Raw genomic sequence first — 26,549 nt, forward strand, 5'->3', positions numbered from 1 at the left:
TTGCACTTTACCCTCGCTCTCGCGAGCGCATAACCCAGGCTACGTCAAGTGCCATCGATATATTCAGCAAGCCCTAAGTAGGTTGACCTAATTATTAACTTTGTCATGAGTTATAGGCTCCAGAAGCTAGTCGTTGTTCAAATAACCACTGTTTGCTTTCAGGAGAATCATCCAGCCAGCGATCGATCAAGTCCGCCCATTTGACAGGCAGACGCAACTCCTGCCAGGTTGAGTGAGAAGCGACAGAAAGATTGTGGTAAAGCGCTGAATCCGAAATAACTTTTTCGATACATTCTGCTAAAGCCAGAGAGTTACCCGCCTCAAAAATCATCGAATTAATACCGTGTTTTAAGTGGGTTTTAAACATCGGGTGATCCGAAGCTACTATCGGTGTTCTAGTGCGTAAAGCGTGCTGAATTGTCAGGGGAAAACCTTCGGGATAGTCGTGCCTGCTAGTAACTAACACGAGATCGGATTCTCTCATTAAAGGTTCTAAACTATGAGTTGGCACGATTCCCAGAAAATCTACACAATCTTTAATTTGCAACTCTTCGACTCGCTGGGCAAAAAACTCCTCTTCACCTTTACCTGCCATTTTTAAGTGAACTGATATATTATTCCGTTCTCTTAACTTTGCTACGGCTCTCAATATATCGCCCACTCCCTTACTTTGTACTAACGAACCAGCGTAAAAAAGTTGAATTTTTTTGATGTCCGCAGGGATGGTTTTCGGGGACAAAGAGCCGGGATTGGTCTCTAAGAGAAAGTCCCAGGGAATTATTTTATCAGCTTTTACTCCTATTTCTTTGAACAATAAAGATGAAGTAATGCCGTAAGTTCCAACCCATTCTATTTGCTCGTTGTTTAACAATTGGGATAGGAAATAGTTGCGGTATTTATTGCGCCAAGTTTTTGTTGCAATAGATTCTGCAAATACAGCGAGGGTTTTAATTTCGTTTTTAATTGCCCAATTAAAAAGGTCTGGAAAAGTCGTCCGCAGGACTAAATGAGTCGGATTTTGCTTGGCAATTAAGTCGATCAATTTTTTGGGATCAATTTTGTAATTAAATCCGCAACCGATCGCCCGCACGCCGTTTTCTAGAACCCGATCGTTAAATTCGGGTGTCATGCAGCAAATAACCGTTACTGACTCCGCTCGTTTTGCCATCTCGGTGACGGCATCAACAGAATATTTTTGAGCGTAGTATGTTTCGCTTCCACCTTTGGCTAAACGCTCAAAGGCTTCTGCGTAATCGCCGGCATACTGAACTATTACTAAGCGCATTTTCTTCTACTCTGGTTGTAGACTATTTAATAGGACTTACGGTGCAAAAAGTTTGTAAGTATGTTGATGGGGACGGTTTGATGTACCGCCACAACCGCACTATTAATTTTATTTTGCTTCAGCCTTATTATAAACAGTTCCGGCAACACGCACGTCAATAGATAGCGGCCGCAGTCGCTTTGTATGGGGGCTTTCAGGCTAATTTTCTCGGAATTTTTCAAGTGGGTGTTGCCAGTAGAAGGCGGAAATTAATCCCGACTAAGTAAGGAGAAATACTGTCCCCTGCAATTTGATCTCCGAAGTTGCGATCGACACTCACTCTCGACACTCACTATCGGCACTCACTTAGCATATTGGAGGGGATGCCAGCAGAATTGGGCTATAAAATTCACAAACCGTGACAATATTTGGTTTTAGGGTACTCAATAAGCCAAAGTTTCTAAAGTTTCCCGCAGATAGGAACGAACCTGCTGATCGATGGTGGCATTTTGCTGCTGACGCTCAAAATTGAGTTCTAGCTGCCAGCGTTGAAATCCTGAACTTGCACCGATCGCGGATTTGAGACTGCCCCAGATTTCAGAATCTTCGCACAGCTCGATCGGCTCGGCGGCTTGAGGTTCTTGTGCGATGGGTAGATAATTCGCCATATTGTTATACCTCTGTTTTAATCCCTTGTAAGGATTGAAAGCTGACCTTGACACTCTCTATTATAGATTCTTCTCTCCAAAGAGCCAACATAAAATATCCACAACCTGCGATTAAAAATTAAATATTAAGACTATTAATAATCTCTATCCGAAGAGGGGCCTTACCTATTTTTTGCACAGCATACATCTGTACAAATTAAAGTAGCTTAAACTACAATTGTCCCCCTCTTAATTTTTTATTTCACTTTTTTTCGATCGACTCTTCGGGTAGAGATGTAACGCCGTTGGTGTCAGCAGGTTTTGGGTTGACAATACTGCCGACTGACAAATTCCCTATGCTGGATGCTAGCCCAATTGACTCTGCGGGTGCAGCCACAGCGGCAGTTGTCTCGGCTGCCAAAGCCGGCAAAAGTCGATCAACTTGCCAAGGCGCGATCGTAAAATCCTGCCGAATTTTTTCTAAAACATGAGGCTTTGTCGCTGCAAATTCTGATTCCGGCGTCAGCAAAACCGCCATGACACTAGCAGACACCTGCAAAAACAGATTGCTAGCTAAAAAAGCAGCAACTGCCAACAACAATCCAGCCCACCGCCAGGAAGGAGGAAAGGGAGCCACCGAAGCCGCCAGGGGAGCCAATCGGTAAAGCTGCCACAAAATTATTGCCAGCAAAACAGCGACAAATAGAGCGAGTCCTTTATTTAACTTAGTTTTAAACCGAGTCAGAATCTGCTGCTGCAAAGAAGTTAAATTCTGCGGTTTCACCGCCACAACTAAAATACTAAAAATGTAAAAAGGGCGGAACCACTGCATCCACAGCACAGGAACAATACCGGCTACAGCCACTAAAAATATTTCTAACCAGACAGGGAGCAGGGGAGAACCCACTGCGAGTCCCAGCAAGCACAGTCCCAGGAAAATCGGCAGTGTAGCCGCCCCAGAAAGGTGAATCCACAAAAAAGGATCTGACCAAAAAGAACGCACTTTAAATAATTATGAGTTATGAATTAGGAGTTTTGAATCTTGGATTTTGAGATTTTGGGATGCACTCTTGACTCGGAAATCCGATGCCAGGAGTAAATATTTAGCTATCAAACCGAGGACTTACAAGCAGAAATCTGGTTTATTTCGGTAATTCTTATTTGAGCGAGCGAATTTTAAATTTTAAGCATGGGTAAAGACGATTAGGAAGTTCTTAATTCCTTCTTCCTTCTTCTTTCGGTCAATTACCAACTGCCAACTGCCAACTACCAACTGCCAACTGCCAACTGCCAACTGCCAACTGCCAACTGCCAACTGTCAGATGAGTTTGGGAGTATTGAGTGAAGAGAAGAGTTGCGAGCGATCGGCAATTTGGTTGCGATCGCTCAAAAATTCTCTTCCCGCTCAACACTCACAACTCAAAACTATTGAGAGAGAGTCCGGCGCTTAGTAACCATCCGGTAGGCTTCAATAATATCGCCATCCGCCCAGTCGCTAAATCCGCTCAAGGAAATACCGCATTCAAAGCCAGCATTGACTTCCTTGGCATCTTCCTTCATCCGTTTTAGGGAGTCGAGGACACCTTCGTAAACGACATTGTTACCCCGGCGCACCCGCACCTTACAGTTACGGATGACTTTGCCAGAGAGTACCATACATCCAGCCACAGCCCCGCGACCGATCGCAAAGACAGCGCGCACTTCGACTTGACCCAAAGGTTCTTCCACCAATTCGGGTTCCAGCAGGCCTTCCATCGCCCCTTGAATATCATCCAAGAGGTTGTAGATGATGCCGTATTCCCGCACGTCTACCCCCGCTTGGTCAGCGGCGAGGCGAGCGTCGGTGGCGAGAGTAGTATTGAACCCGATAATTACAGCATTACTGGCTGCGGCGAGGTCAATATCCGTTTCGGTAATTTCCCCAGGAGCAGATAGCAGCAGTCGGAGTTGAACTTCTTTTTGAGGAAGTTGAGTCAGAGCGCCGACAATTGCTTCGAGGGAGCCTTGGACATCTGCCTTCAAGATCAAGTTGAGTTCTTTGAGAACGCCTTCCTTAGCTTGTTGAGAGAAGCCACTGAGGCTGATCCGACCGCCTTGCAGCAGGCGGGAATCTCGTTGGGAGGTAGCTCTTCCGCTTGCGATCGCTGCCGCTTCTTTTTCGTTTGCGAAGACATCAAACTCATCTCCGGCGCGAGGAACTTCCCGCAGCCCTAGCACTTCCACCGCGAAGGATGGAGTTGCGTGCTCTACGCGATCGCCCCGGTCATCGATCATGGCGCGCACCTTGCCCAGAGCCGAGCCTGCGACCACAATATCGCCCACTCGCAGAGTGCCGTTCTGCACCAGCAGAGTTGCCACAGGCCCCCTTGCCTTGTCGAGGTGAGCTTCAATCACAGTACCCTTAGCCGGTCGGTGCGGGTTGGCGTTGAGGTCTTCCATTTCCGCCACTGTCAGAATCATTTCCAACAGAGTATCCAGGTTTTCGCCGCGGATAGCGCTGACTGGAACCATCGTGATATCACCGCCCCAGTCATCTGCCACCAAGCCGTACTCAGTAAGCTCTTGCTTCACCCGTTCCGGCTGAGCACCCTCCTTGTCAACTTTATTGATAGCCACAACAATTGGCACTTTCGCCGCTTTCGCGTGGCTGATCGCTTCAATTGTCTGGGGTCGCACGCCGTCGTCCGCCGCCACCACCAAGATGGCGATGTCCGTAACCCGTGTTCCCCGAGCCCGCATCGCTGTAAAGGCTTCGTGACCGGGCGTATCCAAAAATACCACCTGCTGGCTCTTGCCTTCATGTACCACATCTACGTGGTAAGCACCGATGTGCTGGGTAATCCCCCCAGCTTCTCCCTGAGCCACCTTGGTTTTGCGGATCGAGTCGAGCAAGGTAGTTTTACCGTGATCCACGTGACCCATAATCGTTACGACTGGCGGACGGCGTTCGAGGTATTCCAAATCCGCTGCGTCCAGCATCTCGATCACTTTGATAGCTGGGGCTACTTTTTCTGGGGTTTCCACCTCTACGCCCATTTCTTCGGCTACCATCCTCACCGCTGGAATGTCCAGGGTTTCGGTAATATTTACCGCAATTCCTTTAGAGAACAGCCGCTTAATAATTTCGGTTTCGGGAACTGCCAAAGTAATTGCTAGTTCCTGAACGGTCATCGGCCTGCTCAGCAGCAGCTTTTCTGGACGTTCTACCTTAGCTTCGGCTGTTTTGCCCCGGTTGCCGCGTCCCCCACTAGAACCAGAAGAAGAACTTTTATCGTGAGAAGGGCCCGGTCTTTTATTTTTTCCACTGCTTCCGGGTGCGCCCGGAGTTGGTGTTGACTTGGGTGCTGCTTGTGACTTCGCTTTAGCTGGGCGGGCTAGGGACAGGCTGACCGTGACTGGTGCTGGCATATCCAAGCCGTTTTCTAAGTCGTCGTCATCCTCATCTATTGGTTTGAGGCGAGAACGTTTTGCCTTAACAGCCTTGGCAGCTTTGGCAGCATCTGAGTTTTCGTCATCATCTTCTTCCCAAATGACCGATGTCTTTTTGGCAGGACGAGGGAGAGAGGGCCTTTCGAGGAGAGTAATCCCCAGCAACGGCGTATTATCTTCTTCATTGTCATCAGTGTCATCCCCTGCGGCTCCGGTGTCACCGCCGCGGCTACGCAGCCCGGTAGCTGACGTTGCGGGGGCAAGGCTCCGGCGCGGGCCACCGGGCTGGGGTCGATCGGCAAGTTGAGTTTTGACTGGACCACCAGCGCCTTCCCGGCGCGGTCTTTGCGCGTCGCGAGATTCGGTAGGAGATCCCGGTGCAGGTCTGCTGGGGCGGCTCGGTTTAGCCGGCGCTTCCAGAGTTTCTGACTGTCCTGATTGCTCTTGCTCGGTTTTTGCAAGTTTGAGTACCGGCTTGTTCCCCAGATTTTGTGGGGTACGGCTAGCCGACTCGGACGCCCCTCTGACGGGCGGCGACGTGAGTTTGGCCGAGGGCGCGATCGGCGCGATCGGCGGTTGCTGGGTGCGTTCTGGAGCCTTTTCCGACGGCGGTTGAGGTGCCGCCGGTGCCTGAGCCTGGGCGATGGTTTCCGGGGCGATCGCACCTACATTTTCCGACACTTCTGACGGAGCCGCCGACACAGCGACATTTGGCTTCGACAGTACAGGTCGATTGATATTCGGTTTAGCGGGAGGCTGGAGTTGTTGAGCTGCAGGCGACTTGGGAGGAGTTGCCACGGTTGCCGCCGGCTGATTTTGGTTCTCCTCGTTGCCTGCAGGCTGGGAGTTTGCACCAGCCGGTCGTACTTTTGGACTGCGTATTTCTAAAATTTGCTGCTTTTTTTGTTGGTCGTTAGGGTGAGGGCCAGATTCTCTAGATGGCGCTGCTGCTCTTTCGGGTGGAGCTGGCTTGCCGGGGGAAGAGTGGCTACTGGCTACGTATTTTTCCGCCGTTTTGCGAATGCGCTCTGCTTCGGATTCTGTAATTGTGCTGCTGTGGCTCTTGACTGAAATATTGAGCCGCTCGCAAACTGCCAAGATGTCTTTATTATCCAAATTTAGTTCCCGTGATAATTCGTAAATTCTTACTTTGCCGTTGTTCATCCACTCTGCCCTCTTTTGTGCCAACCAGTTTTTACATTGTGATTTTTTGTGCTAATGACGACATCATTCGGTGTGATTGATTCAGTGTCAGGAATCGGGGTTTTGGTACTCGCTCAGCAATTTTATCTAAAAGATGCAACTCGCTGAAGTCTGCGGTTGAAGAATTCTCAAGTCTGTTTGGGAACTTGGAACTCCGAAGTCTGAGTTTTGGCAAAACCCACTCTCTCAAGCTTCAAAGTTTGCCTTTCCACCTTGAGGATACCTCTGCTAGTACCCTACCCTTATCTAATCTGACACAAATCTTTCCAGACTGGTGGGCAGATCGGATTGGGGTTTTATAGCTGGCGCTACCAGTAATTACTGGTAGGGCTGCCAAGAGGGTTTATACAGTCGATGCCGAACTATTGTCGGTTTTTCGTCCGGCTAGGCCCGAGTAAGATGTACAGTCAGATGTGGCTAAACGCTGCCAAAGTGTTTGGTAGAGTTCGTCAGACACAGGCGCTTTGAGCGATCGCCCAAGTCGATTTTTTTTCTGAGCTGCTTTGAGGCATTCTGCTTCCCGACAAAGGTAAGCAGAACGGCCCATGCCACGATCTAATTGTACCTGATGAGAAGGATAGAGCCTGACTACTCGCCAAAAAGCTTCCTTAGGAGCTATTTTTCGACAACTTGCACAGCACCGGTAGTTCGGTTTCATTTCTTGTGAGAGGGGGAGTAGGGGACAAATCCTCCTTGTCTGGCGAAGATAGAAAATCTTATGACAAGGAGTCAGAAGACAGAATTCAGAATTCAAAATACGCCATGCCCCAAGTCAGGGGTAAGGGTCACGGAAAGATTTTTTTCGGCTCCACGATTAAAATCGGGGGCTTTAAAGCTCGATTCTCCATCCTGTCGCACACAACCCATGCTGGATTCTGGCTCCTGAATTCTGAATTCTTCTTCGGTAAATGTCACAGTTTTTAGACTGCGGCTTCGGTTTCCTCCGTGGCGGCTGCCTCCTCTTCCTCAAATTCTGCGGTTTCCTCGTCGTAGTCGCCTGCTTCCTCGTCGTAGTCGCCTTCTAGTTCTTCGAGCCTAGTTGCTTCTGCTGCCAATTTGCTGTCTTCGGCGGCGCGATCGTACTTAGCAATATCTTTGATATCGATTTTCCAACCGGTTAGGCGGGCTGCGAGGCGGACATTCTGACCTTCTTTGCCAATGGCAAGACTCAGTTGGTCTTCAGCGACCAAAATGTGAGCTCTCCTGCCTTCTGGAGCAACTAAACGCACTTCATCTACTCTAGCGGGACTCAGAGCGTTAGCAATATAAGTTGCTGGGTCTGGAGACCAGCGGATCACGTCGATTTTTTCGCCGCGCAATTCGTTGACTACTACCTGAATCCGCGATCCCCGCGCTCCGATGCAGGCTCCTACAGGGTCTACGTCGCGATCGAGAGTATCAACTGCTATTTTAGTCCGGGGGCCGACGTGCCGGGATGGCGGATTTGCCTCCCGGGCTACGGCGACAATCCTCACCACCCCGTCTTCTATTTCTGGTACTTCGTTAGCAAACAGGTAAACCACCAAACCTGCGTCGGCTCTAGAAACAAGTAACTGCGGCCCTCTAGTAGAGCCTTCGCCTACCTTTTTGAGATAAACCTTGAATGTAGCGTTTGCCCGGTAATTGTCGTTGGGCAACTGTTCGCGCTTAGGGAGTTCGGCATCTACTTCTGGCTGACCAAAGCTGCTGGTAACTGCTAAAATTACCGACTGCCTCTCAAACCTGAGAACTCTTGCTTGAAGAACTGTTTCTTCTAAATCTTTAAACTCTTCTTGAATCATTTTGCGCTGTTGGTCGCGCAGTTTTTGAGCTAGAACTTGTTTGGTCTGGATCGCGGCCATGCGACCAAATTCTTTTTGATTTGGTGTTACGTCTACGAGCACGATGCTCCCAGGCTGAGCTTCCGTGGCTACTTCTTGCACTTCGGAAAGTGAGATTTCGTGATCGGGATTGATGACTTCTTCGACAATAGTTTTGTTGGCTAAAACGCGGAAACCTTCTTGTTCTGCGTCGAGTTCTACATCAAAGTTGTCGAAGTATTCTTCGCTGAAGTGATCGAGTTTTTGGGTACGGCGGTAACGTTCGTATCCTTTGAGCAGGGCTTCTCGCAAGGCTGCTTGGACGGCGTGTTTGGGTAAATTGCGTTCTTTGCTAATACCTTCGACCATTTCTTTTAGTCCGGGCAGGGGAACCATTGACATATAAAACTCTCCTTTTTTGCTGTGGTAATAAGTAACTGGTAATCGGTAATTGGTACTTGGAAATTTTCAAGAAAAAGTGATGACAGAGGAGTGATGAGTTACTGGATAGGATTAGGGAAGCTAGGTGCAGTAACAATTTATTTGTTGTTCCTCTTCAACCCGATGCTACAGATGTGATTGTTAAAAATTAACTCGCAGCCAAGCGTTTTCAGCTTGCTGCGAGGCAATCGCAAAACTCAAAACTCAAAACTCAAAACTCAAAATTTCCCTTTACATCTCCTTTCCTTCGTCTAGTTCAACTTTGACAATCTGAGGGCGGGGAATTTTAACCTGTCGCCCTTTTTGATTGAGATAAATCGCTGTTTCATCCCGGCCCAGGAGTAGTCCTTTCCACTCTTTGATTCGCGAGTCGGGTTCGGTGGTTTTGGCTGTCACGGGGAAACCTTTAAAGGTAATAAATTCTCGATCGCTGCTGAGCAATCGGGATATTCCGGGACTGGAAATTTCTAGCACGTAGGCATCGGGTATGATGTCGGCTGCCTCTAGCTCGGCATCGAGGGCTGTGCTCATGCGCTCGCAGTCTGCTAAACCAGTGTCTTGTTGGAGGTTGCGGATGTCTACCCGCAAGACGGGAGGATTTTGGTTGGTGTGAAACACTGCTCCCACTACTTCCAATCCCAGTGTTTCCGCAACGGGGGTAGCTAAGTCAATGATTTGTGGGATTAGGGGATGAGTCATATCGAATACTTAAGTTAAAACTCCTAAACTCGGACACGGGCAAGGAAAAATTTGGTGTTGAGATTGCTTGGCTTTGAGGTGGTTTGATTAGGTGGCTGCGACTTTCGTCTTCAACTTTGGGACTTACCCAACATCCCAGCAGGGGATCTCAAGCGGGGGGGGTACCCCTACTAAATCAGTCCTCAACTTGCAAGTCAGACGCCCTGAGCTCTTTTCCTGCGACTAATGCAACAAAAAAAGTGGGCTTGACCCACTCCTAGGTAAAACAATTTCTTCCAAGAAGTTTGAGGACTTCTTCTGATCGAAGGGAGGCCTCAGTTCTCAGTTTAGCTCGATCGCCCGCCCGGTGACAAACCGATCGCCCTCGGGAGAGTGTCCGAGGGCAGAGGGGGATAGCTGACAGGGGGAATGAGGAGGACTTGATCGCCGTTTTGGAGTGGGGCGAGGGCAAATTCCTGGTGGATACCGTGATCGGGTGCGATCGCCCCTAGAACTGTTGGCGATCGGCACTCAGGCGTTCTAGGACTTACGATACGGGAGTTTCTTTGGGAAATTGTAATTTCAGTTCGGACAAGCCCTATGCTTCTTGATAGGCCGCAAAGAGTTTGCCAGTGATGGTGATTGGTAGATTAGACATGGGCGATCGCCAAATTAACGATATATTGACAAAACAGCCCAACTAAGGTTCACCCTAAAAAATCCCCATTACTAATGCTGAATTGGAAGCTCAATTACAAACTCTACCCCCCATTCGGGCGAGGAAATGCAAGTCAGCTTACCACCATGTTTTCGTTCTACGATCTCCCGGCTAATAGACAAACCTAAACCTGTCCCTTTACCTACTGATTTAGTAGTAAACATCGGCGTGAATAAATGCTGCATTACTTCCTGAGTTATGCCAACCCCATTATCAGCAATCCGAATGACCACTCTGTCATCCTGAAGCATTTCAGTGCAAATACGAATCTGCGGAGTGTCATTGCTCTGTTTCTTTTCTCCGCACAGCGGACAACTAATCGTAGACTCTTCTAAAGCATCAATTCCATTCGCCAATATATTCATAAACACCTGATTAAGTTGCCCAGGATAACACTCTACTAGCGGCAATTCCCCATACTCTTTAATGACTGCAATTCCTGGGAAACTTCCTTTAGGTTTCAGTCGATGCCCTAAAATTAATAAGGTACTATCTAGCCCATCGTGAATATTCACTGGCGTTAGTGCCGAGGTATCCAAGCGAGAGAAATTACGCAGTGACATAGAAAGATTGTAAAGTCGCTCTGTTCCGACCGCCATTGAATCAAGAATTTTGGGTAAATCTTCAACAATAAAATCTAACTCCATCTCCTGGGACTTATCCTCAAATTCTGAGATCGAAATAACGTTGTGCTGGCAAAGCCGAGTCATCTCGATCAAATCGGCAATATATTCCTTGGCAATAGGGATATTATTGGAGATAAAACTAACTGGATTGTTAATTTCGTGAGCCACCCCAGCTACAAGTTGACCAAGACAAGCCATCTTTTCACTTTGAACGATTTGCACTTGAGCTTTTTTAAGATTATCCAAAGCTTGAGAAAGTTCAGCCGTTCGTTCTTCCACCCGTTTTTCTAACTCCTGCGCGAGCTGATGTAACGCTGCTTCTGCTGCGAGCCTGTCTTCAATCTCCCGTTTGAGAAGCAGATTTTGGTCGGCGAGAGTTTTAGTCAAATAACGCAGCTTTAAATGGAGGTTGACGCGAGCTAACACCTCCTTTTGTTCAAAGGGCTTAGTAATGTAATCCACAGCCCCTAGATTAAAGCCTTTGACTTTATCTCCTATGTCAGAAAGAGCCGTCATAAAAATTACCGAAATTTCGTTTGTCAACGGACTTTCCTTCAGGCGATGGCAGGTTTCAAACCCGTCAATTCCTGGCATCATCACATCTAACAGAATCAAATCCGGCTGAGTATATTCAGCCTGTTCGATGGCAGTTTCGCCATCTGTTGCTACCAATATCTCCCATCCCGAACCCGCTAAAGCTTCAGAAAGCACGTCCAGATTGCTAGGATTATCATCGACGATTAAGATGCTACTTGTTTCCATATTTGTTGCCTTCATTCTTTTTCTATTCTGTGGGATGTAATAAACTCTTTGATTTTTTTGACCTGATAGCCTTGGGCTAACTGACGCAGCTCAACAGCAAAGGACACAAATTTCTGATCCAATTTCTCTAGGTGCTCACTGCGCTTCACAATTCCTTTCACGTTTCCTCTCATCGCCATTTCAAATAAAAGTTCTATTTCTGCTGGCGGGGGAGCAACTACAGATTTCGATTCATAAAGTGATTTAGCATCAGAGGAAAAGGGAATAGTGCTAATTTTTTCACTTTTTTGTTCGTCATATATCCATTCAAGTTTTAAATACTTTTGCAACATCTCAAATAGCTCTTCTGCCTGCACTGGCTTACCGAGAAAATCGTTTGCTCCCCCCTCCAAACTTTTATGTTGATCGGTAGCAAATACACTGGCAGATGAAGCAATGATTGCCACGTCTTTATAGTGTGACAAGTTTCGGATACGGCGCATCATCTCAAAGCCATCTAACACTGGCATCACCAAGTCAGTGATAATCAGATCAAACTTACACTCTTCTATTTTTTCTAAAGCTTCTTGACCGTTTTTAGCTTCGGTTACTTCAAAGCCGATGGGTTCCAGGAGATTGACAATGACTGAGAGGTTTTCCCATTTGTCATCCACAACCAAAACTTTCTGCTTTCTACCTTGGTAGCCAACCAGCTTTCTTTGCTTGGCAATCGTGGCTGTATTTGCCCAGTCTGCCGCTTCCCGTAAATCCAAATCTAGCCAAAAAACACTGCCTGTTCGTGACTGACTTTTTACTTGAATGGTACTACCCATCATTTCGACAATTTTCTGGCTAATTGTTAAACCTAGTCCGGTTCCTTCCGCCTGACGTTTGCTCTCTCCTACCTGTTCAAAAGGCAAAAATATTTTTTTTAATTGTTCTGGTGTCATACCAACGCCAGTATCTTCTATTTGAAACCGAATTTTGTGAATTGGTGAGGCTGGCTTTTGGTCATTGCTTTGTACCTTGTCCCCTGTCCCCTTTTCCAGATGTTCTATCTTAAAAGTCACCCCTCCACCGTCGGTAAATTTAATTGCATTGCTCAGTAAGTTAATGAGTACCTGTCGCAAGCGTTTTTCGTCAGCGTGGATACCAGCAGGCAGGTCAGAACTGGGTTGATAAACAAAAGCAATTCCTTTTTGTTCGGCTCGGATGCGGCAGATTTCTGCGACTCCCTGTAAAAAGGAAGGAAAATGGAAATCTTTCGCGTACAGTTCCAATTTCTGAGCTTCAATTTTAGCGAGGTCTAAGATGTCATTGATCAGGGTTAACAGGTGGGAGCCACACTGGTGAATAATACTGATGCCTTGGAGTTCCTTCGGAGCCATCGTTTTTGAGCGTTCTAGGATTTGAGCGTATCCTAAAATTCCATTGAGTGGTGTTCTCAATTCGTGACTCATATTCGCTAAAAATTCACTTTTAGCTTGGTTGGCAGTATCAGCGATTTGTTTGGCTTCCGTGAGTTGGGCGGTGCGTTCTTTTACTCGAATTTCTAGCTCGGAATTGGTCTTGGCTAGCGCCTCAAAGGATTCGCGCAACTGTTGTGCCATCAGGTTGAAAGACTGCCCCAGAACTTCTATTTCTTCTACGCCTTTTACCTGCACATTTTTCTCTAAGTCGCCACTGGCGATCGCTCTAGAAGCTGCGCTCAAACGGAGAATCGGGCTGGTAATCCAGCGTGCGGTTAAGATTCCCAAAATGGTAGCTAGCGCCAAGGCTCCGAAACACAACAAAATGGTAGTCTGGGTATTGGCGTTAATTTGATCCATGAAATCGCTTTCAGGAACTACGACGACGATCAGCCAGTCCAATCCTCGGCTATCCTGAAAGGGCATAACTTGGAGGAATTCCCGCTGGCCGGCGATCGTAAAATCCAATTGCTGAGACCTATTAATTTTAGTGAGGTCGCCAAAGTGTTCTTTTAAATGCGCTGTTGTCAGCCGAATTAAATCATCTGTGCTATCTAAAGCATTCAGGCGATCGAGCTTGTCATTGTTGGTGATAAATGGTTCTTTGAGAGTTGAACTGGCTACTAGGAGTCCCGAACGTTCCATAATGAATGTCTGTCCCGAACGACCGATGTTTAAGCTGTGCAGGAAGTCACTGAGGAAAGAGATCAGAAAATTAGCAACAAATACCCCGCGCAGCTCGCCACTTTCGTCATAAACTGGATGTCCGGTAGGAAGCGAGAGTGTTTTCTGACCTATAAGCGAAAAAATTTCGCTCCATGTGGGCTTGCCTAAGCGTACACTGTCTTTATACCATGAACGGCTGAGTATATTGTAGTTGCGGGAGACTGTTAAGAGCTTCGTTTGATTGCCTTTGCTATCAGATTCATAAATATGAAGTTCATTCCGATGCTCTTTGTCTGCTATTTTAAAAACTACTTTGCCATTCTCTTGGCGTTCAATGGCAATAAATTCTCCAGTTGTACTAGCAAAACCCATATTGGGCAGAGAAGGAAAGGCTTGAATTTGCTCCCACAAATAGCGCTCCGTACTATCCAATTCGTCGGGATTTAAGTACCCTAGTCGAAGGGCATTGGCATTCAGTTGATTGACGCGAGGGGCTGTCTCTAGGTATGTGTTGAGCTGCTGCTGGATTCGGGCCGTAATTTCACTCCGCAACTGACTAGCAACTTCGTTGACTGCTTTTTGCCCATTGCGTAAGGATAGCCAGCCTGTCAGCCCGACGGCGGCAAATATTTGTAGAACGAATGGGAATACTAAAATTAGGCGCAGGGACACCTTTTTTTTAGAACGGTTTGACAGGAAAGTGGTTGCAGAGGTCTGTGACATTGATTGGTGTTACTCCTGGGGTAACGAGTTGGCTGAAAAATCTCAGTGGAGAAGAGTGAAATGAGGCTGAGGAAATATATCTTGAAAAGCAATCTATAATAGTTAGTGAAAAGTTTGAAACAGTAACTTGCTTAAACAAGCATGGCTACTTACGTGTTTTCTCTGAGAGGCGTATAATAAGATCGGGCTAAAGATACTGACGCGCCTTATTTTTCCCTAGCATTTGTAAATTATTTTAGCCTTTAGGAAACCAGTTAGCAATCATATCTAATAGATTACTTGGTTTAGACCTAGTTGTAGTAGTTTTTAACTTTACTTTACAGATTGACTCTAAAAAGTAGAATGTCATCAAACTTACATATATATTGATATAATATACCTCTAAAAAAATTGACCTTTCTCGCTAAAAACATGACACGCCAGGCCGCTGAGAACCCTAACGGCGGTCTAACTCACTACCGCGCTGAAGATATGATGCACAACCCTGCAGATGACTCTGGTAGAGAATGCCGATCGCACATAAAACTTTACAATTCCAGCAAGTTTCATGTGCAGGAGTTACAGCAGGGTAATTGCTAATTGCTAATTGCTAATTGGGGAAGAAAAAAATAAGTAAAGCGGTGGAGACTTGCGCTAACGCGGGGCTATCCGTTGCAGTTCTTTGGCTTGTTCTAAAATTTTCTCGAAGTCTTCTTCGCTCAACCGCTGAATGTAGTTGATTTTGAACTCTTCTAGAAAGTCGCACAGCAGCAGTTGTATTTCTTGCCAGGTTTGCTGCTGTTGCAGTTCGGTTCCTAAAGCTTGCCCGAAATGTTGGACTAGCTGGCTTGAAAGTTTGATGCTTATGGGGTCTTCGCTGGCGATTTTGAAGGCTTCGTAGGCATCTTGGGGGCCGAGGGTGGCTAATTTTGAGAGTTCTGCAACTAATTGCTGTGCTAGCTGTTCGGGCAGGTTTCCCAGGCCGGGTACTTGCTTCCATCCTTGATAGAGGGGGGATTGTTTGAGGAAGCTTTCAATATTGTACCGGAGAAGGGCTTCTAGGTCTGGCTGGAGTTGGGGGAGGACTTTGTAGACGGTTATTTGGACGAGATGGGTGGCGATCGCTTCTATTTCATTGATATTGTTGATGTCTAGATAGCGCTGTTTTTTAGATTGAAATAGTTGACGAGCCAGTTCGCCTGTGGTAATTGATTGTTGCATCTGGTTGATCAGTTGAATTACTACAACTTCGGTCAATTCTTGGGCGAAGTTGGCGACGAAACCTCGGCTGATTTGGCTGCGTATGGGTTGGAGATCCGGCATTTTGGCTTGGTGGATGCGAATTGTGACGGGTAATACTCGCAACAGGCGCCAGAATGGGAGCAGCAGGAAGATGTCGTACCATCGCCAGAGCATGGCCGATCGCCAAGTAACGCTGCGGTGGCGGCGGCTGATCAAGTAGGTACGGGCTAGAAATTCGATCGCGAATATGGCAATAAATGGCAGGTCGATTAGCCAGAAGTTATCGGTGAATTCGCCGTTGTCTCCGATCGCGCGGTAATAGTTGGTGGCGATTAATGGCTTGATTTTGGCGTCAAACCACTTAATTTCTTTTTGCCAACCTTGTTTGTTTAAATAGTCAGGGTTCCAGAATGTTTGGAATGATTGTTTAGCCGAGTCTTGCGGATTTGGGACGCGATCGCGCATCCGGTCTTTTATTTTTTCTAGGGTGCCACTTTTTGATGCTACTCGAAAGGGATCTTCGTCGATCATTTTCGCGCTCAGATTGTTTATTTCCTGCAATTTGGCGGCTACTTGGGGAGATGGCAACCCTGTTTGCACTACTTGAATTTTTAATTCTTCTAAGGTTTCCAGATATTGCTGGGTGTCTCGGTGGGGTTTAATTCCTTTAAATGGGTCGTATACTTGAGTTAGAACTGGCAGTTGCCGGAAGTAGAAATCGCGCCAGGGCACGTAAGTTATGTCAAATAATACTAGGCTTAAATTTCCTAGGGCGACCAGTGCCATGAACCGCTCGAACCAAGGTACTTTTGGGGATTTGTTGCGGGAGTTTGGAGTTTTAGAGGGCTGTAGTTTTGGGGTCACTGGCGGTTCCTAATTAAGTAGACAGATCGAAATAGATGTAACTGGTAATAGCTAAAAAAAGGAAACAGGGAAAACTGGCTAATTGTCTGGTGGCGCTCGGATTGCGATCGCGGAAGCTAGTCTTTATTTTAACGTGCGTTTGTTGGGGAGTTTTGGATTGTTGATTCCGCCTGGTTAGCTAATAAATTATGCTGCTAAAATATTAAAGCAGATCGAAATTGACGGAAGCTGTGGCTCCCGTTACTGTGCTTCTCTCTGGCAATAAAATTATATCTCAGGCGGAATCCTCAGTTTTTTTGGCGTTGCAGAGTTCACGGGGCTGGTAATAAATTACTATTTGTGTTTGATCTGGTGGCTATTTGACCGCTAAATCAAATGTATTGCACGGATCGGAGTCTAAGGTTAGATGAGGACTTCGAGTTTGAGGTCAAACCCTCAAGAGAGTTATACTTGCTCAGGGGCAGTCTGGTGAGAGCGCCTCCTCTGATGGCGAAGGTGGCTGCCGCCTCCGTAAGGTTCGAGGTCTCGCCTCTACAAAAACCAGCTCGCGATCGGACTCTTGAATAATATAAAACCCTAAGTATAATTTTGTTCGCATTTTTTTAATATATGACATACTGCCTTAATCTCGATTGCCCAAGAGACAAGCGTCAGAACCCACCAGGCACAAAGTATTGTCTTAATTGTGGTTCAAAGCTGCTGCTAAAAGACCTTTATGCAGCAACTGAACCGCTGCGCGATGGGGGATTTGGTAGGACTTTCCGAGCTGTTAATCATGGCAAATTTGAGGAATTGTGCGTAATCAAACAGTTGTCGCCCCCTCAAGAGTTTCAGCGGAAACCCGGTCATTTTAAAAAATATGTTCGACTGTTTGAACAAGAGGCAAGGCGGTTATACGAACTGAAGCACCCGCAAATTCCTCAGTTAATTTCTTATTTTGAGGAAGATGGACGCTTGTATTTAGTCCAAGAGTTTATTGATGGCAATAATTTAAAGGATGAGTTAGATAAGTACGGTGCTTATAGCGAAATTAAAACTTGCGAACTGCTGTTAGATTTGTTGCCTTTATTGAAGTTTGTTCACGACCGCAATGTAATTCACCGCGATATTAAGCCTGAAAATGTGATCCGCCGATCTCGCGATCGTAAGTTAGTGCTGATAGATTTTGGGGTTTCCAAACAGGTAGTAGCTGCTGCTCCGACCAAAACAGGAACTAAGTTGGGAACTCCTGGCTACGCGGCTCTAGAACAGCGTCACGGTAGGGCTGTTCCTGCTAGCGACCTTTATAGTTTGGGGGTGACTTGCATTCGCTTGCTGACTTCTGTTATGCCTTATCTCGATATCTACGGGGACATTCACGATGACCTTTACGATCCGCTTGAAGGCCGGTGGCTGTGGAGGGAGGCTTTGCCAAAAGGAACACAAATTAGCGACGATTTAGGTCAGGTTTTGGATAAGTTGATTCAGGAATATGTTAAAGATCGCTACAAATCGGCTGTGGAAGTTTTGGATGCTTTAAAACCTCCTATTGTTGTTGTCCCCGTGCTGGAAAAGTCGCAGCAGGCAACTGTTGTTAGTCCTTCTGTACCGACTCAACCTGTGACTGAGACTCCGCTAATTTCTGTGAATTTAGAGTCGGAAAAAGGTATTGATTATTCTCACTTGGCAAGGCTGCTGGCTGCTAAAAATTGGCGTGGTGCTGATGAGGAAACTTCTGTGAAAATGCTGGAGGTGATGCAGCAAAATTCACGGGGTTATTTGAGTGAGGAAGATATTAGGAAGTTTCCAGCTAAGGATTTGCAGACTATCGATCAACTTTGGGTGCGGCACAGTCACCGCAGATTCGGTTTTTCTGTGCAAAAGGGTTTGTGGCTCAAGTTGGGGGGAAAGCCTGGTGTTTATGATGCTACAGTTTGGGAGAAGTTTGGCGATCGAGTGGGCTGGCGAGTTAACAGCCAGTGGGTATACTATTCGGAGCTGAATTTTACTTCTAAAGCAAAGCCGGGACATTTGCCGGGGGGGACTGTTTTTGGGTGGGAAGGCGGGGTTTTGTGCGGTGTTTTGGGTTTGGGTGGGATCTGGTTTCTGCTGTCGCGGCGGGATTTGTAGAAGGAAGGTAGAAGGTAGAAGGCAAAATTTATTAGTTAGGCTGCACCCCAAGCGAAGTCGAAGTGTTAGTCATGAAATAGTTTTGAGTTGTGAATTAAAGAGTTAACAAGTTTTGAGTTTAATCATTTGTTATGTAGAAATTAGCTCTAAAAAAAGGGGAAAATAAGATATAATCACAAACCCTTTTTTTTGTGCTATGTTCTTAGAGAAGGGCAAGTTTGCAAAGTCAAAAGCCAGTCCTCGTCCGTGGCAAACGATGGGGACTGGCTTTGGCTCCAATTTACCAAGGAGATTTATCTAGTATGTTGCAAGAAAAACGTCTCAAGCCGTGGACTATAGTTCGCTCGCTTCCAAATGTGGAAAAGGTGGTTGTGGGTGAGTTTCGCAGTTGGTCTGATGCAGACGGTCACTTGAAAATTCTCAAGCGGATGGTGCCTGCAGATCGATTGAGTGTTGTGTTCGATCCGGTAGTTCAAGCGTAACGTCGCTGGTAAATTGATCAGCGTGCGATCGCTCTTTGAGCTAAGCGATCGCCTCTTTTTTTAGATACTGTTTTTTTACATAAAAAATGCGACCGCTAAAAAGGCGATCGCAACTTGAATCATTGTCCTTAACTGCGGCGAATTTCAGTAATTTGGTCGGCAACATCCAAAATTCTTTGGGGCATGGATGGCCCGGTAAAAATCATATCCAAATGATGCGGCTTTTTGTCAATCAATGCCACCACTTCGGCTTCGGGAATCAAGCCCAAATTAACCGCTAAACTCAATTCATCGAGAATAACTAAGGAATAACGACCTTCGCGCACCGCATTTTGAACATACTGCCACAATTGTTCGATCGATCGCGTCTCCAGTTCATCTAAATCGGCATTCTCAATGCAGCGTGACAAATCGCAGCGCACCCAATCTAAATTTTGCCCCAGCCGCACCGGATGCTGATGCCCTTGATTAATTCCCCCTTTGAGAAACTGCACCGCCAACACCGGAGCTCCCTGTCCTGCAATTCTGAGGGCTTGAGCCATGACACTGGTAAAAAAGCAGCGGTGCGGGCCTGTAAAGACTTGCACCAGCCCTTGAACTGTGTAGGGCAAGCTGGGGGTTAAATTGAGTGTAGGGGTTTGTAACTGAGCAACCATAGGGCAATATTTAATCAGCAACTAAGTCTTGAGTGCAGCTTCGACCTTGGCGTGGCTGAAGCCTGCTTGACAATATATAGTGTAGTGGGCCGAGTGCACATCGGATCGAACACTAGATATACAAGTTGTCAAAAGCTCGCGGCAGTGGCATTCGCAGTCGTTTGTTCGATTTTTGAACTCTATTAGCACTTAGGCAGAAACGGGGTTTTTTACCGAAATACGGGGTGGAGCTTGACATTTATACAGTTATAGGGTGAAAAACCAAGGTGATGAGAGTCTTGCTGGGTCCAGGGCTTTTCAGAAAAGGTACATACATCGCGTAAAATTTGAATGTCGCGGCACTAGGAGCAGGGACTGTGAGAGTGGTGATTCTGGGAGGGCCAGGAGCGGGAAAGGGAACTCAGGCTGAACTACTGTGCAGCAATTTGAGCCTTCCTTTGCTGGCGGTGGGGGACATTCTACGGGAGGCGATCGCAGAAGACACAGATTTAGGCAAGCTGGCGGTGTCTTATGTCGAAAGAGGGGAATTAGTTCCCGATGCAACTATGATTGAATTCTTTCGCCGCCGGCTGCTGCTGTGGGATGTCTTTAATGGCTGGGTGTTGGAGGGCTATCCGCGAACGGCTTTTCAAGCTGAGGAGTTGGATTTTTTATTAGATGAGTTGGCGCAGGAGCTAGATTGGGCCGTTTGGCTGAAAGTGCCGATCGAGGTTTTGCTGAGCAGGTCGATCGAGCGCGATCGATCGGATGACCATCCTGAAATTTTACAGCGTCGGCTCGATTTATACCACGAGCAAACTATCCCGATTTTAGATTATTACGAGCATCGCAACAAACTGTTAACTGTCGATGGCGACCAATCCCCAGAACAAGTCCAGCAGGATCTTCTCAAATTGATCGAGGCTAAGGGCCAATCGGCATAAGATTTTAGATTTTAGATTTTAGATTTTAGATTTTAGATTTTAGATTGAATGACTGCATATTTAACGAATCCAAAAAACCGGAAGATTAATACCAAGTTTTAAATTTTTAATGCCCAATTACCCATTACCAATCACCTAAATATTATGTCTTTTCAACGTCCAGATGGCAGACAACCAAATCAAATTCGTCCGATTAGTTTCGATCGACAGTTTACTAAATTTGCTAGCGGTTCCGTACTCGCGAAAAGTGGCGATACTCAGGTACTTTGTAGCGTTACAATCAAGCCGGGAGTGCCTAGATTTCTGGAGAATACCGGACAAGGTTGGCTGACAGCGGAATACCGAATGTTGCCGGGATCTACGCCGCAGCGACAAGAGCGGGAATTTATGAAATTATCGGGACGGACTCAAGAGATTCAGCGGTTGATTGGGCGCAGTTTGCGATCGTGCTTGGATATGCAATTATTGGGAGAACGCACAATACTTGTGGATGCGGATGTTTTGCAAGCGGACGCAGGGACTCGCACGACTTCAATTACTGGCGGGTTTGTGGCTGTGGCTGATGCTTTGAATAAGTTGGTACAAAAAGGTGATTTAGTGCGATCGCCCCTGATTCGTCAAGTGGCGGCCGTGTCTGTGGGTCTTTTGGAAGGCGAGGCGTTTTTAGATTTGAATTATCTTGAAGATGTGGCGGCTGAAATTGATTGTAATGTGGTAATGAATGGAGATTTGAATATCATAGAAATTCAGGGAACTGCGGAAGAGGGAAGTTTCAGTCGGAGTCAGTTAAATCAAATTTTGGATGTGGCAGAAATCGGGATTCAGGAATTGTTGGAGGCTCAGCGACAGGCTTTGGTTGAGTAGGAGTTACGCATGGGAGTCAAGAAACCGGGTTTTTACGATAATACTTCGTTTCAGTCAGAACTTGCTTGCTTGCGGGCGATCGACTTTTCCCGAAAAATCATTAATATACAACCAATAACCAATCACTAATCACCAATCACCAAGGACTCCCAATCATCACAAAAGCCGACCAATAATAAGGATGCGACAACTTTAAATCCGCAAACCCTTGCAGCGAAGTCGGCAACTCCACCCCCTCACCCCGACTCAAACCCCGCAATCGGCCACCCTCCAAACGCACATCTCCCCGCAACATCGCAATTTGCGCTTGTCGCAGCGCCGCCCCCTTAATTCGCGCTGTCTTCAACTGCTGGTAAAACTCACTCATCAATCCCAAAGTACCTTCATCACTCACGTACCACAAACTCCCCAAAGCCGTTTGCACCCCCGCTTGCAGCGCCAAACCCCCAAAACCCAACTCCGCCTGTGCATCTCCCACCGCAGTCCGACAAGCACTTAAAACTAACAGATTCACCTGCGGATCATTCAATCTCAAATCCCGCAATTGATCCAGTCGCAGCCGACTATTCCACAACTGAATAAAAGAATTATTCGGTACTCCAGGTCGAAATTCGCCGTGAGTAGCTAAGTGAATAACCCCAAAAGGTCGGCTTTGATGCTGTCGCTTCAAATTCTCCAAAGTGAAATCCTCATTCAGAAAACTAACTCCCGGCCACTCTCGGGAAATAGCCGCTATTTCAGCAGGAACTGCAGGCAAAGGATTCAAGTCGGAAAATTCCGAGGCACCCATTGCTAAAACTTGAGAATTTCTGAGATCTACGTAGCGAGTATCTGTTAAATTAATGCTGGGCATCAGGCTGAGATTGTACTTTTCCACCAAAAATTGCTGTCCGTCGTGCAAAGCAGCAAAGGGCATACCTCTCAAACCTCGATCGACAACAAAGGAAATAGTATCCGTTTCGCACTTTTTCAAACTGTCCTCTAAAGGCGCAATCATCCACTTATAAAGCTGTTGGGAAGATGGTAGATAACTCGTAGTAGCCCGCACGCCCGGTTTGGTAATCTCACCCCTGAACTCATTTACAACTTTCAGAAGTTCTTGCCGGTTCGCTGAGGGCACACTTTTGTGAACCACTTCACCGCAAGAAGTGATCAGCATTAAATTTAATTCTTCGGGCTGCGAGAACAGATAAATTAAGCTGGGTTTTGTACCAGTTTGTGCGCCTACCGATGCTAACTTTTTTTGAATTTCCTCTGGGGATACCAACTCGTCCCTGATGTTGATGCCTAAATATTCCCCAAATTCTTGGCTGAAAGATTTGTCCAGTAGAGACAAAGCTGCCGATATTTTCCCTGCCTCCAAAGTCCTGCCGATGTCGCCGCGAAATGCTGACTGAATAACTGAATCTCTGATTTTTGAATCGATGAAATTTCTGAGTCCTCTGGGAAATTGCATTCTTTCGGGTGGCATCCTGTCTCGCGGTTTTCCTATATCTCGCGATATTCTGTTTTGGTTCTGCCGCTGTTCGCGACTAAAGGGTTGGTTGCGATCGGGAAAAAGCGATCGCCCTCTATCAAATCGCGATCTATCCCTTGGTAATATTGGCGGCGAATTGGGGTTATTGGGATTAGGTTGATCTATGGGATTAGGTTGATCTATGGGATTAGGTTGATCTATGGGATTAGGTTGATCTATAGGATTAGGTTGATCTATGGGATTAGGTTGATCTATGGGATTAGGTTGATCTATGGGATTAGGTTGATCTATGGGATCGTTGATGGTTGGTTGGTTGGTAGTGACGATCGCACTATTGCCCTGAGTGTAAGAATTTATGAACGATCGCCCTTGAGTAATCGTACCTGAAGCATTGCTGGCGATCGCCCCCGCAGTACCGTTAGTCGTCGCATCTCCCACCGAAAAAGCCGTCGGCGGAGTGACATCGCCACCGCCGTGGCGGATCGTAACTGTACCGGGTTGAGTGTCGCCAAGAGTCGAGATGCTAACAGGAGTCCCGTTTTGGTCAAAAGTACCCGTCACTCGAACTAAACCCGGAGTTGCGATCTCAACATTACCGCCCGCAGCATCGATCGATGCAACACTGATATCATTTTGAGCGTTAAGATTTACTGTAGAAGTGCGATCGGCACTAACAACAGGATTAACATTTATTCGCCCTATTGTGATTTCGTTTGCGGCTAAAATACTCACAATTTCCGCAGCATTTATATTGCCAGTGCTGACACTTCCCCTACTGCTATTAACATCAACAGCGACTCCCTGCAAATTACCCGTATTCACATTATCTAACGCTCTGACAGTGATATTTTCTGTTGCAGTGATGTTGGCCACTTGCAGATTCCCGCTAGTGCTATTGACATTCACTCCCTCTCCCTGCAAATTTCCGGAACTTACATTACCAGAAGCTGTTACATTAATATTCCGAGTGGCTGTGGTATTTGCAGTTTGAATTGTTCCCGAGTTACTATTGACATTCACTCCCAGTCCCTGCAAATTTCCGGAAGTTACATCGCCAGAAGCTGTTATATTAATGTTCCCAAGGGATGTAGTATTGCCGATCGCAATTTTTCCCCCATCGCTATTGACCTCAACTGCTCCTCCTAGCAAATTCACTGCATTTAAGTCGCTGGATGCTCTCAAAGCAATAGTGCCAGTGCCAGCATCGATCGATGCAACATTAATATTAGTTTGGGCATCCAGATTTACTGTGGGAATCCGATTAACTGGATTTGTGGCGGCAGGATTAACAGTTATTATCCCTGTGTTGATTAGCTGTCCCGCTACAATTCTGACATCTCCGGTAGTAGTGATCGCTCCCGTGCGGACACTCCCCGTACTGCTAGCATTGACAGTCGCAGCGGTGAGATTCCCTACCGTTAAGTCCCTAGAACCTGTCAAACTGATATTTTCAGTTGCTGTAATATTTACTGGTGCAGTATTGGGGACTATAATATTCGGATCGCTCAAAACTCCCAATTCACCGGAATTACTGGTAATCTCAACATTAGATCCCTGCAAAGTCCCAAAATTAACATTGCCAAAAGCTCTGAGTGCGATCGCCCCGGAAGTCCCAGTATCGATCGACCCTGTTACTATATTGCCTCGAACAGTATTCAGACTAATACTGCCGTTGATATCAGCACGAGAAATGTCACTTGTCAATATAATATTGTCATTAGCTTGAATATTAATTATCGAACTAGACGTTAATCTGCCCCCAACAATCACTCCTGCTTCCCTGCTTGCCAGATTAATTTGACCGCCATTAATATCTCTAGTTGCGATACTTCCCGGCGCGGACAAAATCACCGGCCCGCCAGCCGAAATATTTTCAACAGAAATCAAATTATTCGATAAAATAGACGCAGGAGTAAATATTGCATCGTCACCTAAAGGATTAGGTTGTTCATTATCACCCGGAGTATCCGTAGGAGAATTAGGAACATTAGGAGAATTGGCCAAATTTTGCACTCCAGCCCGCAGAATTAAGGCCGGACTGCTGGTTAAAATAGCAATATCTGGATCACCACTCACATTTTCCCTACCCAATGCAATATCGGGGCCGGTAATTGTAATTTCCTCGCCAACAATACTCCCCTTCGCCTCGACTTTCAGCGAAACTCCGGTATAATCACCAAAGAAAACATCTCCTTCCGAACTGATAATCGGGTCAAATAAACTGACAAAGTTTCCCGGCATTCCCGATAGATTCCGAATCGAAAAATTGCCACCCGAAACAAAGTGGGAATCCCCCGAAATAACGCCGTTGCTAACCAAACTCAAATTCCCGCCACTTTGGAATTGCGCGGGAAGAGATAAGCCGCCGATCGCATTTTGAGTGAGAATATCAATAGTGCGAGATCCCTGAATGTATAAATTCCCCCCAGCCTGCGCCAAAAAAGGATTCTGGGCGCTGTCCCTGACCCGCACCGCATCCCCACCCAGCAAACTCAAATCCCCCGTAGTTTGCAGCCTAGCGTCCGCTAACGTGAGATTTTCCGCAGCCCATAAATTCGCACTTCCCGCATTCAACTGCGGCAGCCCAGACACATTAGCAGCAATCGCCACATCCCCAGAATTCACCTGCAAACCAGAACCCACAAGCCGCACAGAACCGTCATCCGCAACCGCAACACCCGCCGCCTGATTTTGCCCAGTACCTGTCAGCAACTGCGGCAAAGAAATAGGATTCAAAGTCTGTTGAGAATTACCAAAATTTCCACCCGTTGCTATTTCCAAACTCAACAAATGCCCTGGTTGACTAATGCGGAGAATCTGATCTCCCCCAACAGCAGCAACAGTAATTTGCCCGCCTGGTGCCGACAACTGCCCGGTACTAACAACCGTACCGCCAAGCAAAGCCAAATTTTGCCCAGGAGTCACCGCTAAATTGCCAGCATTAACAATACTTCCCGGTACACCCGCACCAAAATAAAAAGCATTTGGCGTACCAACCAAGGCGCTAAAATTATTTGTACCCGCAGCATTAAACCAATTTGAACCAAAACCAACACCAGTAGCAGTAGTTGCAGTAAAAGCCGCCGGCACATTCAAACTCGCGTTCGGGCCAAACACAATCCCCGCAGGATTAATTAGAAACAGATTAGAATTGCCGCCCGTGACAGTAATTAAACCGTTAATTAGCGAAGCGTCCCCGCCAGCAATTCGAGCTAATATATTTTGAATAGCCGAATTAGTCAGAAAATTAGCAATTTGACCTTCATTCAAGCCGAACTGCCCAAAACTGTGAAAAAGATTCGCGCCGTCTCCCGACAAACTGCCGCCGTTGATATCATAACGGTTGCCGATCGGGGTGACAACAGTACCCGTACCGTCTGCAGCAGGCACTATGGGCTGTGCTTGCGCGAAAGTATTAAAAATTAACAAAGAAAAGGGACAAATAAATAGCGCAACCTTTTTAATCTTTAAGTTGGCATTTTTCATAGCAGGAAGTAAAACTATCTCAATTGCCTTAATTATTGCACTTGCAAACAACTTACCTCTAAA

Annotated in this window: 18 protein-coding genes; 5 read left to right on the top strand and 13 right to left on the bottom strand. The window is 46.6% G+C overall.

What is annotated here, in order from left to right; all coding sequences use genetic code 11:
• Positions 1-103: 103 nt before the first annotated feature.
• From QUA34_RS19755 to QUA34_RS19800, 10 genes are all read right to left on the bottom strand, one after another.
• Complete coding sequence (locus tag QUA34_RS19755) at positions 104-1,285, bottom strand: glycosyltransferase family 4 protein (protein WP_333388979.1); 1,182 nt, start codon at positions 1,283-1,285, stop codon at positions 104-106.
• A 422-nt stretch (positions 1,286-1,707) separates the two neighbouring features.
• Positions 1,708-1,932, bottom strand: a complete 225-nt coding sequence (locus QUA34_RS19760) for a hypothetical protein (protein ID WP_333152289.1) — start codon at positions 1,930-1,932, stop codon at positions 1,708-1,710.
• A gap of 241 nt (positions 1,933-2,173) precedes the next feature.
• Positions 2,174-2,914, bottom strand: coding sequence for a low-complexity tail membrane protein (locus tag QUA34_RS19765; protein WP_333388980.1), 741 nt, complete (start codon positions 2,912-2,914; stop codon positions 2,174-2,176).
• Between the two features lie 180 nt (positions 2,915-3,094).
• Positions 3,095-3,226: a hypothetical protein gene (locus QUA34_RS19770; protein ID WP_333388981.1), complete on the bottom strand. Its 132-nt coding sequence runs from the start codon at positions 3,224-3,226 to the stop codon at positions 3,095-3,097.
• 110 nt (positions 3,227-3,336) lie between these two features.
• Positions 3,337-6,504 carry a translation initiation factor IF-2 gene (infB, locus tag QUA34_RS19775; protein ID WP_333388982.1) on the bottom strand — a complete coding sequence of 1,056 codons (3,168 nt, stop codon included), beginning with the start codon at positions 6,502-6,504 and terminating at the stop codon, positions 3,337-3,339.
• A 382-nt stretch (positions 6,505-6,886) separates the two neighbouring features.
• The gene (locus QUA34_RS19780) at positions 6,887-7,201 is read right to left on the bottom strand and encodes a YlxR family protein (RefSeq protein ID WP_333057840.1); all 315 of its coding nucleotides are present in this window, start codon (positions 7,199-7,201) and stop codon (positions 6,887-6,889) included.
• A gap of 262 nt (positions 7,202-7,463) precedes the next feature.
• On the bottom strand, positions 7,464-8,744 hold the full coding sequence (gene nusA / locus QUA34_RS19785) for a transcription termination factor NusA (RefSeq protein ID WP_333144209.1): 1,281 nt from the start codon (positions 8,742-8,744) through the stop codon (positions 7,464-7,466).
• A gap of 270 nt (positions 8,745-9,014) precedes the next feature.
• Positions 9,015-9,482: a ribosome maturation factor RimP gene (gene rimP / locus QUA34_RS19790; protein WP_333388983.1), complete on the bottom strand. Its 468-nt coding sequence runs from the start codon at positions 9,480-9,482 to the stop codon at positions 9,015-9,017.
• A gap of 708 nt (positions 9,483-10,190) precedes the next feature.
• Positions 10,191-11,582, bottom strand: a complete 1,392-nt coding sequence (locus QUA34_RS19795; RefSeq protein WP_333388984.1) for a response regulator — start codon at positions 11,580-11,582, stop codon at positions 10,191-10,193.
• Complete coding sequence (locus QUA34_RS19800; protein ID WP_333388985.1) at positions 11,579-14,404, bottom strand: ATP-binding protein; 2,826 nt, start codon at positions 14,402-14,404, stop codon at positions 11,579-11,581. Before QUA34_RS19800 ends, QUA34_RS19795 begins: the two co-directional genes overlap by 4 nt.
• 411 nt (positions 14,405-14,815) lie before the next feature.
• Between QUA34_RS19800 and QUA34_RS19805 the strand changes: the two genes are divergently transcribed.
• Positions 14,816-14,983: a hypothetical protein gene (locus tag QUA34_RS19805; protein WP_333388986.1), complete on the top strand. Its 168-nt coding sequence runs from the start codon at positions 14,816-14,818 to the stop codon at positions 14,981-14,983.
• A 54-nt stretch (positions 14,984-15,037) separates the two neighbouring features.
• Here QUA34_RS19805 and QUA34_RS19810 read toward each other — a convergent pair whose 3' ends face one another.
• The gene (locus QUA34_RS19810; protein ID WP_445242832.1) at positions 15,038-16,489 is read right to left on the bottom strand and encodes a hypothetical protein; all 1,452 of its coding nucleotides are present in this window, start codon (positions 16,487-16,489) and stop codon (positions 15,038-15,040) included.
• A 609-nt stretch (positions 16,490-17,098) separates the two neighbouring features.
• Between QUA34_RS19810 and QUA34_RS19815 the strand changes: the two genes are divergently transcribed.
• Both QUA34_RS19815 and QUA34_RS19820 read left to right on the top strand, forming a co-directional pair.
• The gene (locus QUA34_RS19815) at positions 17,099-18,598 is read left to right on the top strand and encodes a GUN4 domain-containing protein (RefSeq protein WP_333388987.1); all 1,500 of its coding nucleotides are present in this window, start codon (positions 17,099-17,101) and stop codon (positions 18,596-18,598) included.
• A 218-nt stretch (positions 18,599-18,816) separates the two neighbouring features.
• Positions 18,817-19,080, top strand: coding sequence for a hypothetical protein (locus tag QUA34_RS19820; RefSeq protein WP_333388988.1), 264 nt, complete (start codon positions 18,817-18,819; stop codon positions 19,078-19,080).
• Positions 19,081-19,208: 128 nt separating this feature from the next.
• Here the strand turns inward: QUA34_RS19820 and QUA34_RS19825 are convergent, their stop codons facing one another.
• Complete coding sequence (locus tag QUA34_RS19825) at positions 19,209-19,736, bottom strand: P-loop NTPase family protein (RefSeq protein WP_333388989.1); 528 nt, start codon at positions 19,734-19,736, stop codon at positions 19,209-19,211.
• Between the two features lie 356 nt (positions 19,737-20,092).
• Here QUA34_RS19825 and QUA34_RS19830 point away from each other — a divergent pair, with 356 nt between their 5' ends.
• Both QUA34_RS19830 and rph read left to right on the top strand, forming a co-directional pair.
• Positions 20,093-20,659, top strand: a complete 567-nt coding sequence (locus tag QUA34_RS19830) for a nucleoside monophosphate kinase (protein ID WP_333389014.1) — start codon at positions 20,093-20,095, stop codon at positions 20,657-20,659.
• Between the two features lie 144 nt (positions 20,660-20,803).
• Positions 20,804-21,523: a ribonuclease PH gene (rph, locus tag QUA34_RS19835; RefSeq protein ID WP_333388990.1), complete on the top strand. Its 720-nt coding sequence runs from the start codon at positions 20,804-20,806 to the stop codon at positions 21,521-21,523.
• Between the two features lie 136 nt (positions 21,524-21,659).
• Here the strand turns inward: rph and QUA34_RS19840 are convergent, their stop codons facing one another.
• The gene (locus QUA34_RS19840; protein WP_333388991.1) at positions 21,660-26,486 is read right to left on the bottom strand and encodes a CHAT domain-containing protein; all 4,827 of its coding nucleotides are present in this window, start codon (positions 26,484-26,486) and stop codon (positions 21,660-21,662) included.
• Between the last annotated feature and the right edge of the window lie 63 nt (positions 26,487-26,549).

The sequence above is a fragment of the Microcoleus sp. POL10_C6 genome (genome assembly GCF_036701585.1).
Lineage (GTDB): Bacteria > Cyanobacteriota > Cyanobacteriia > Cyanobacteriales > Microcoleaceae > Microcoleus.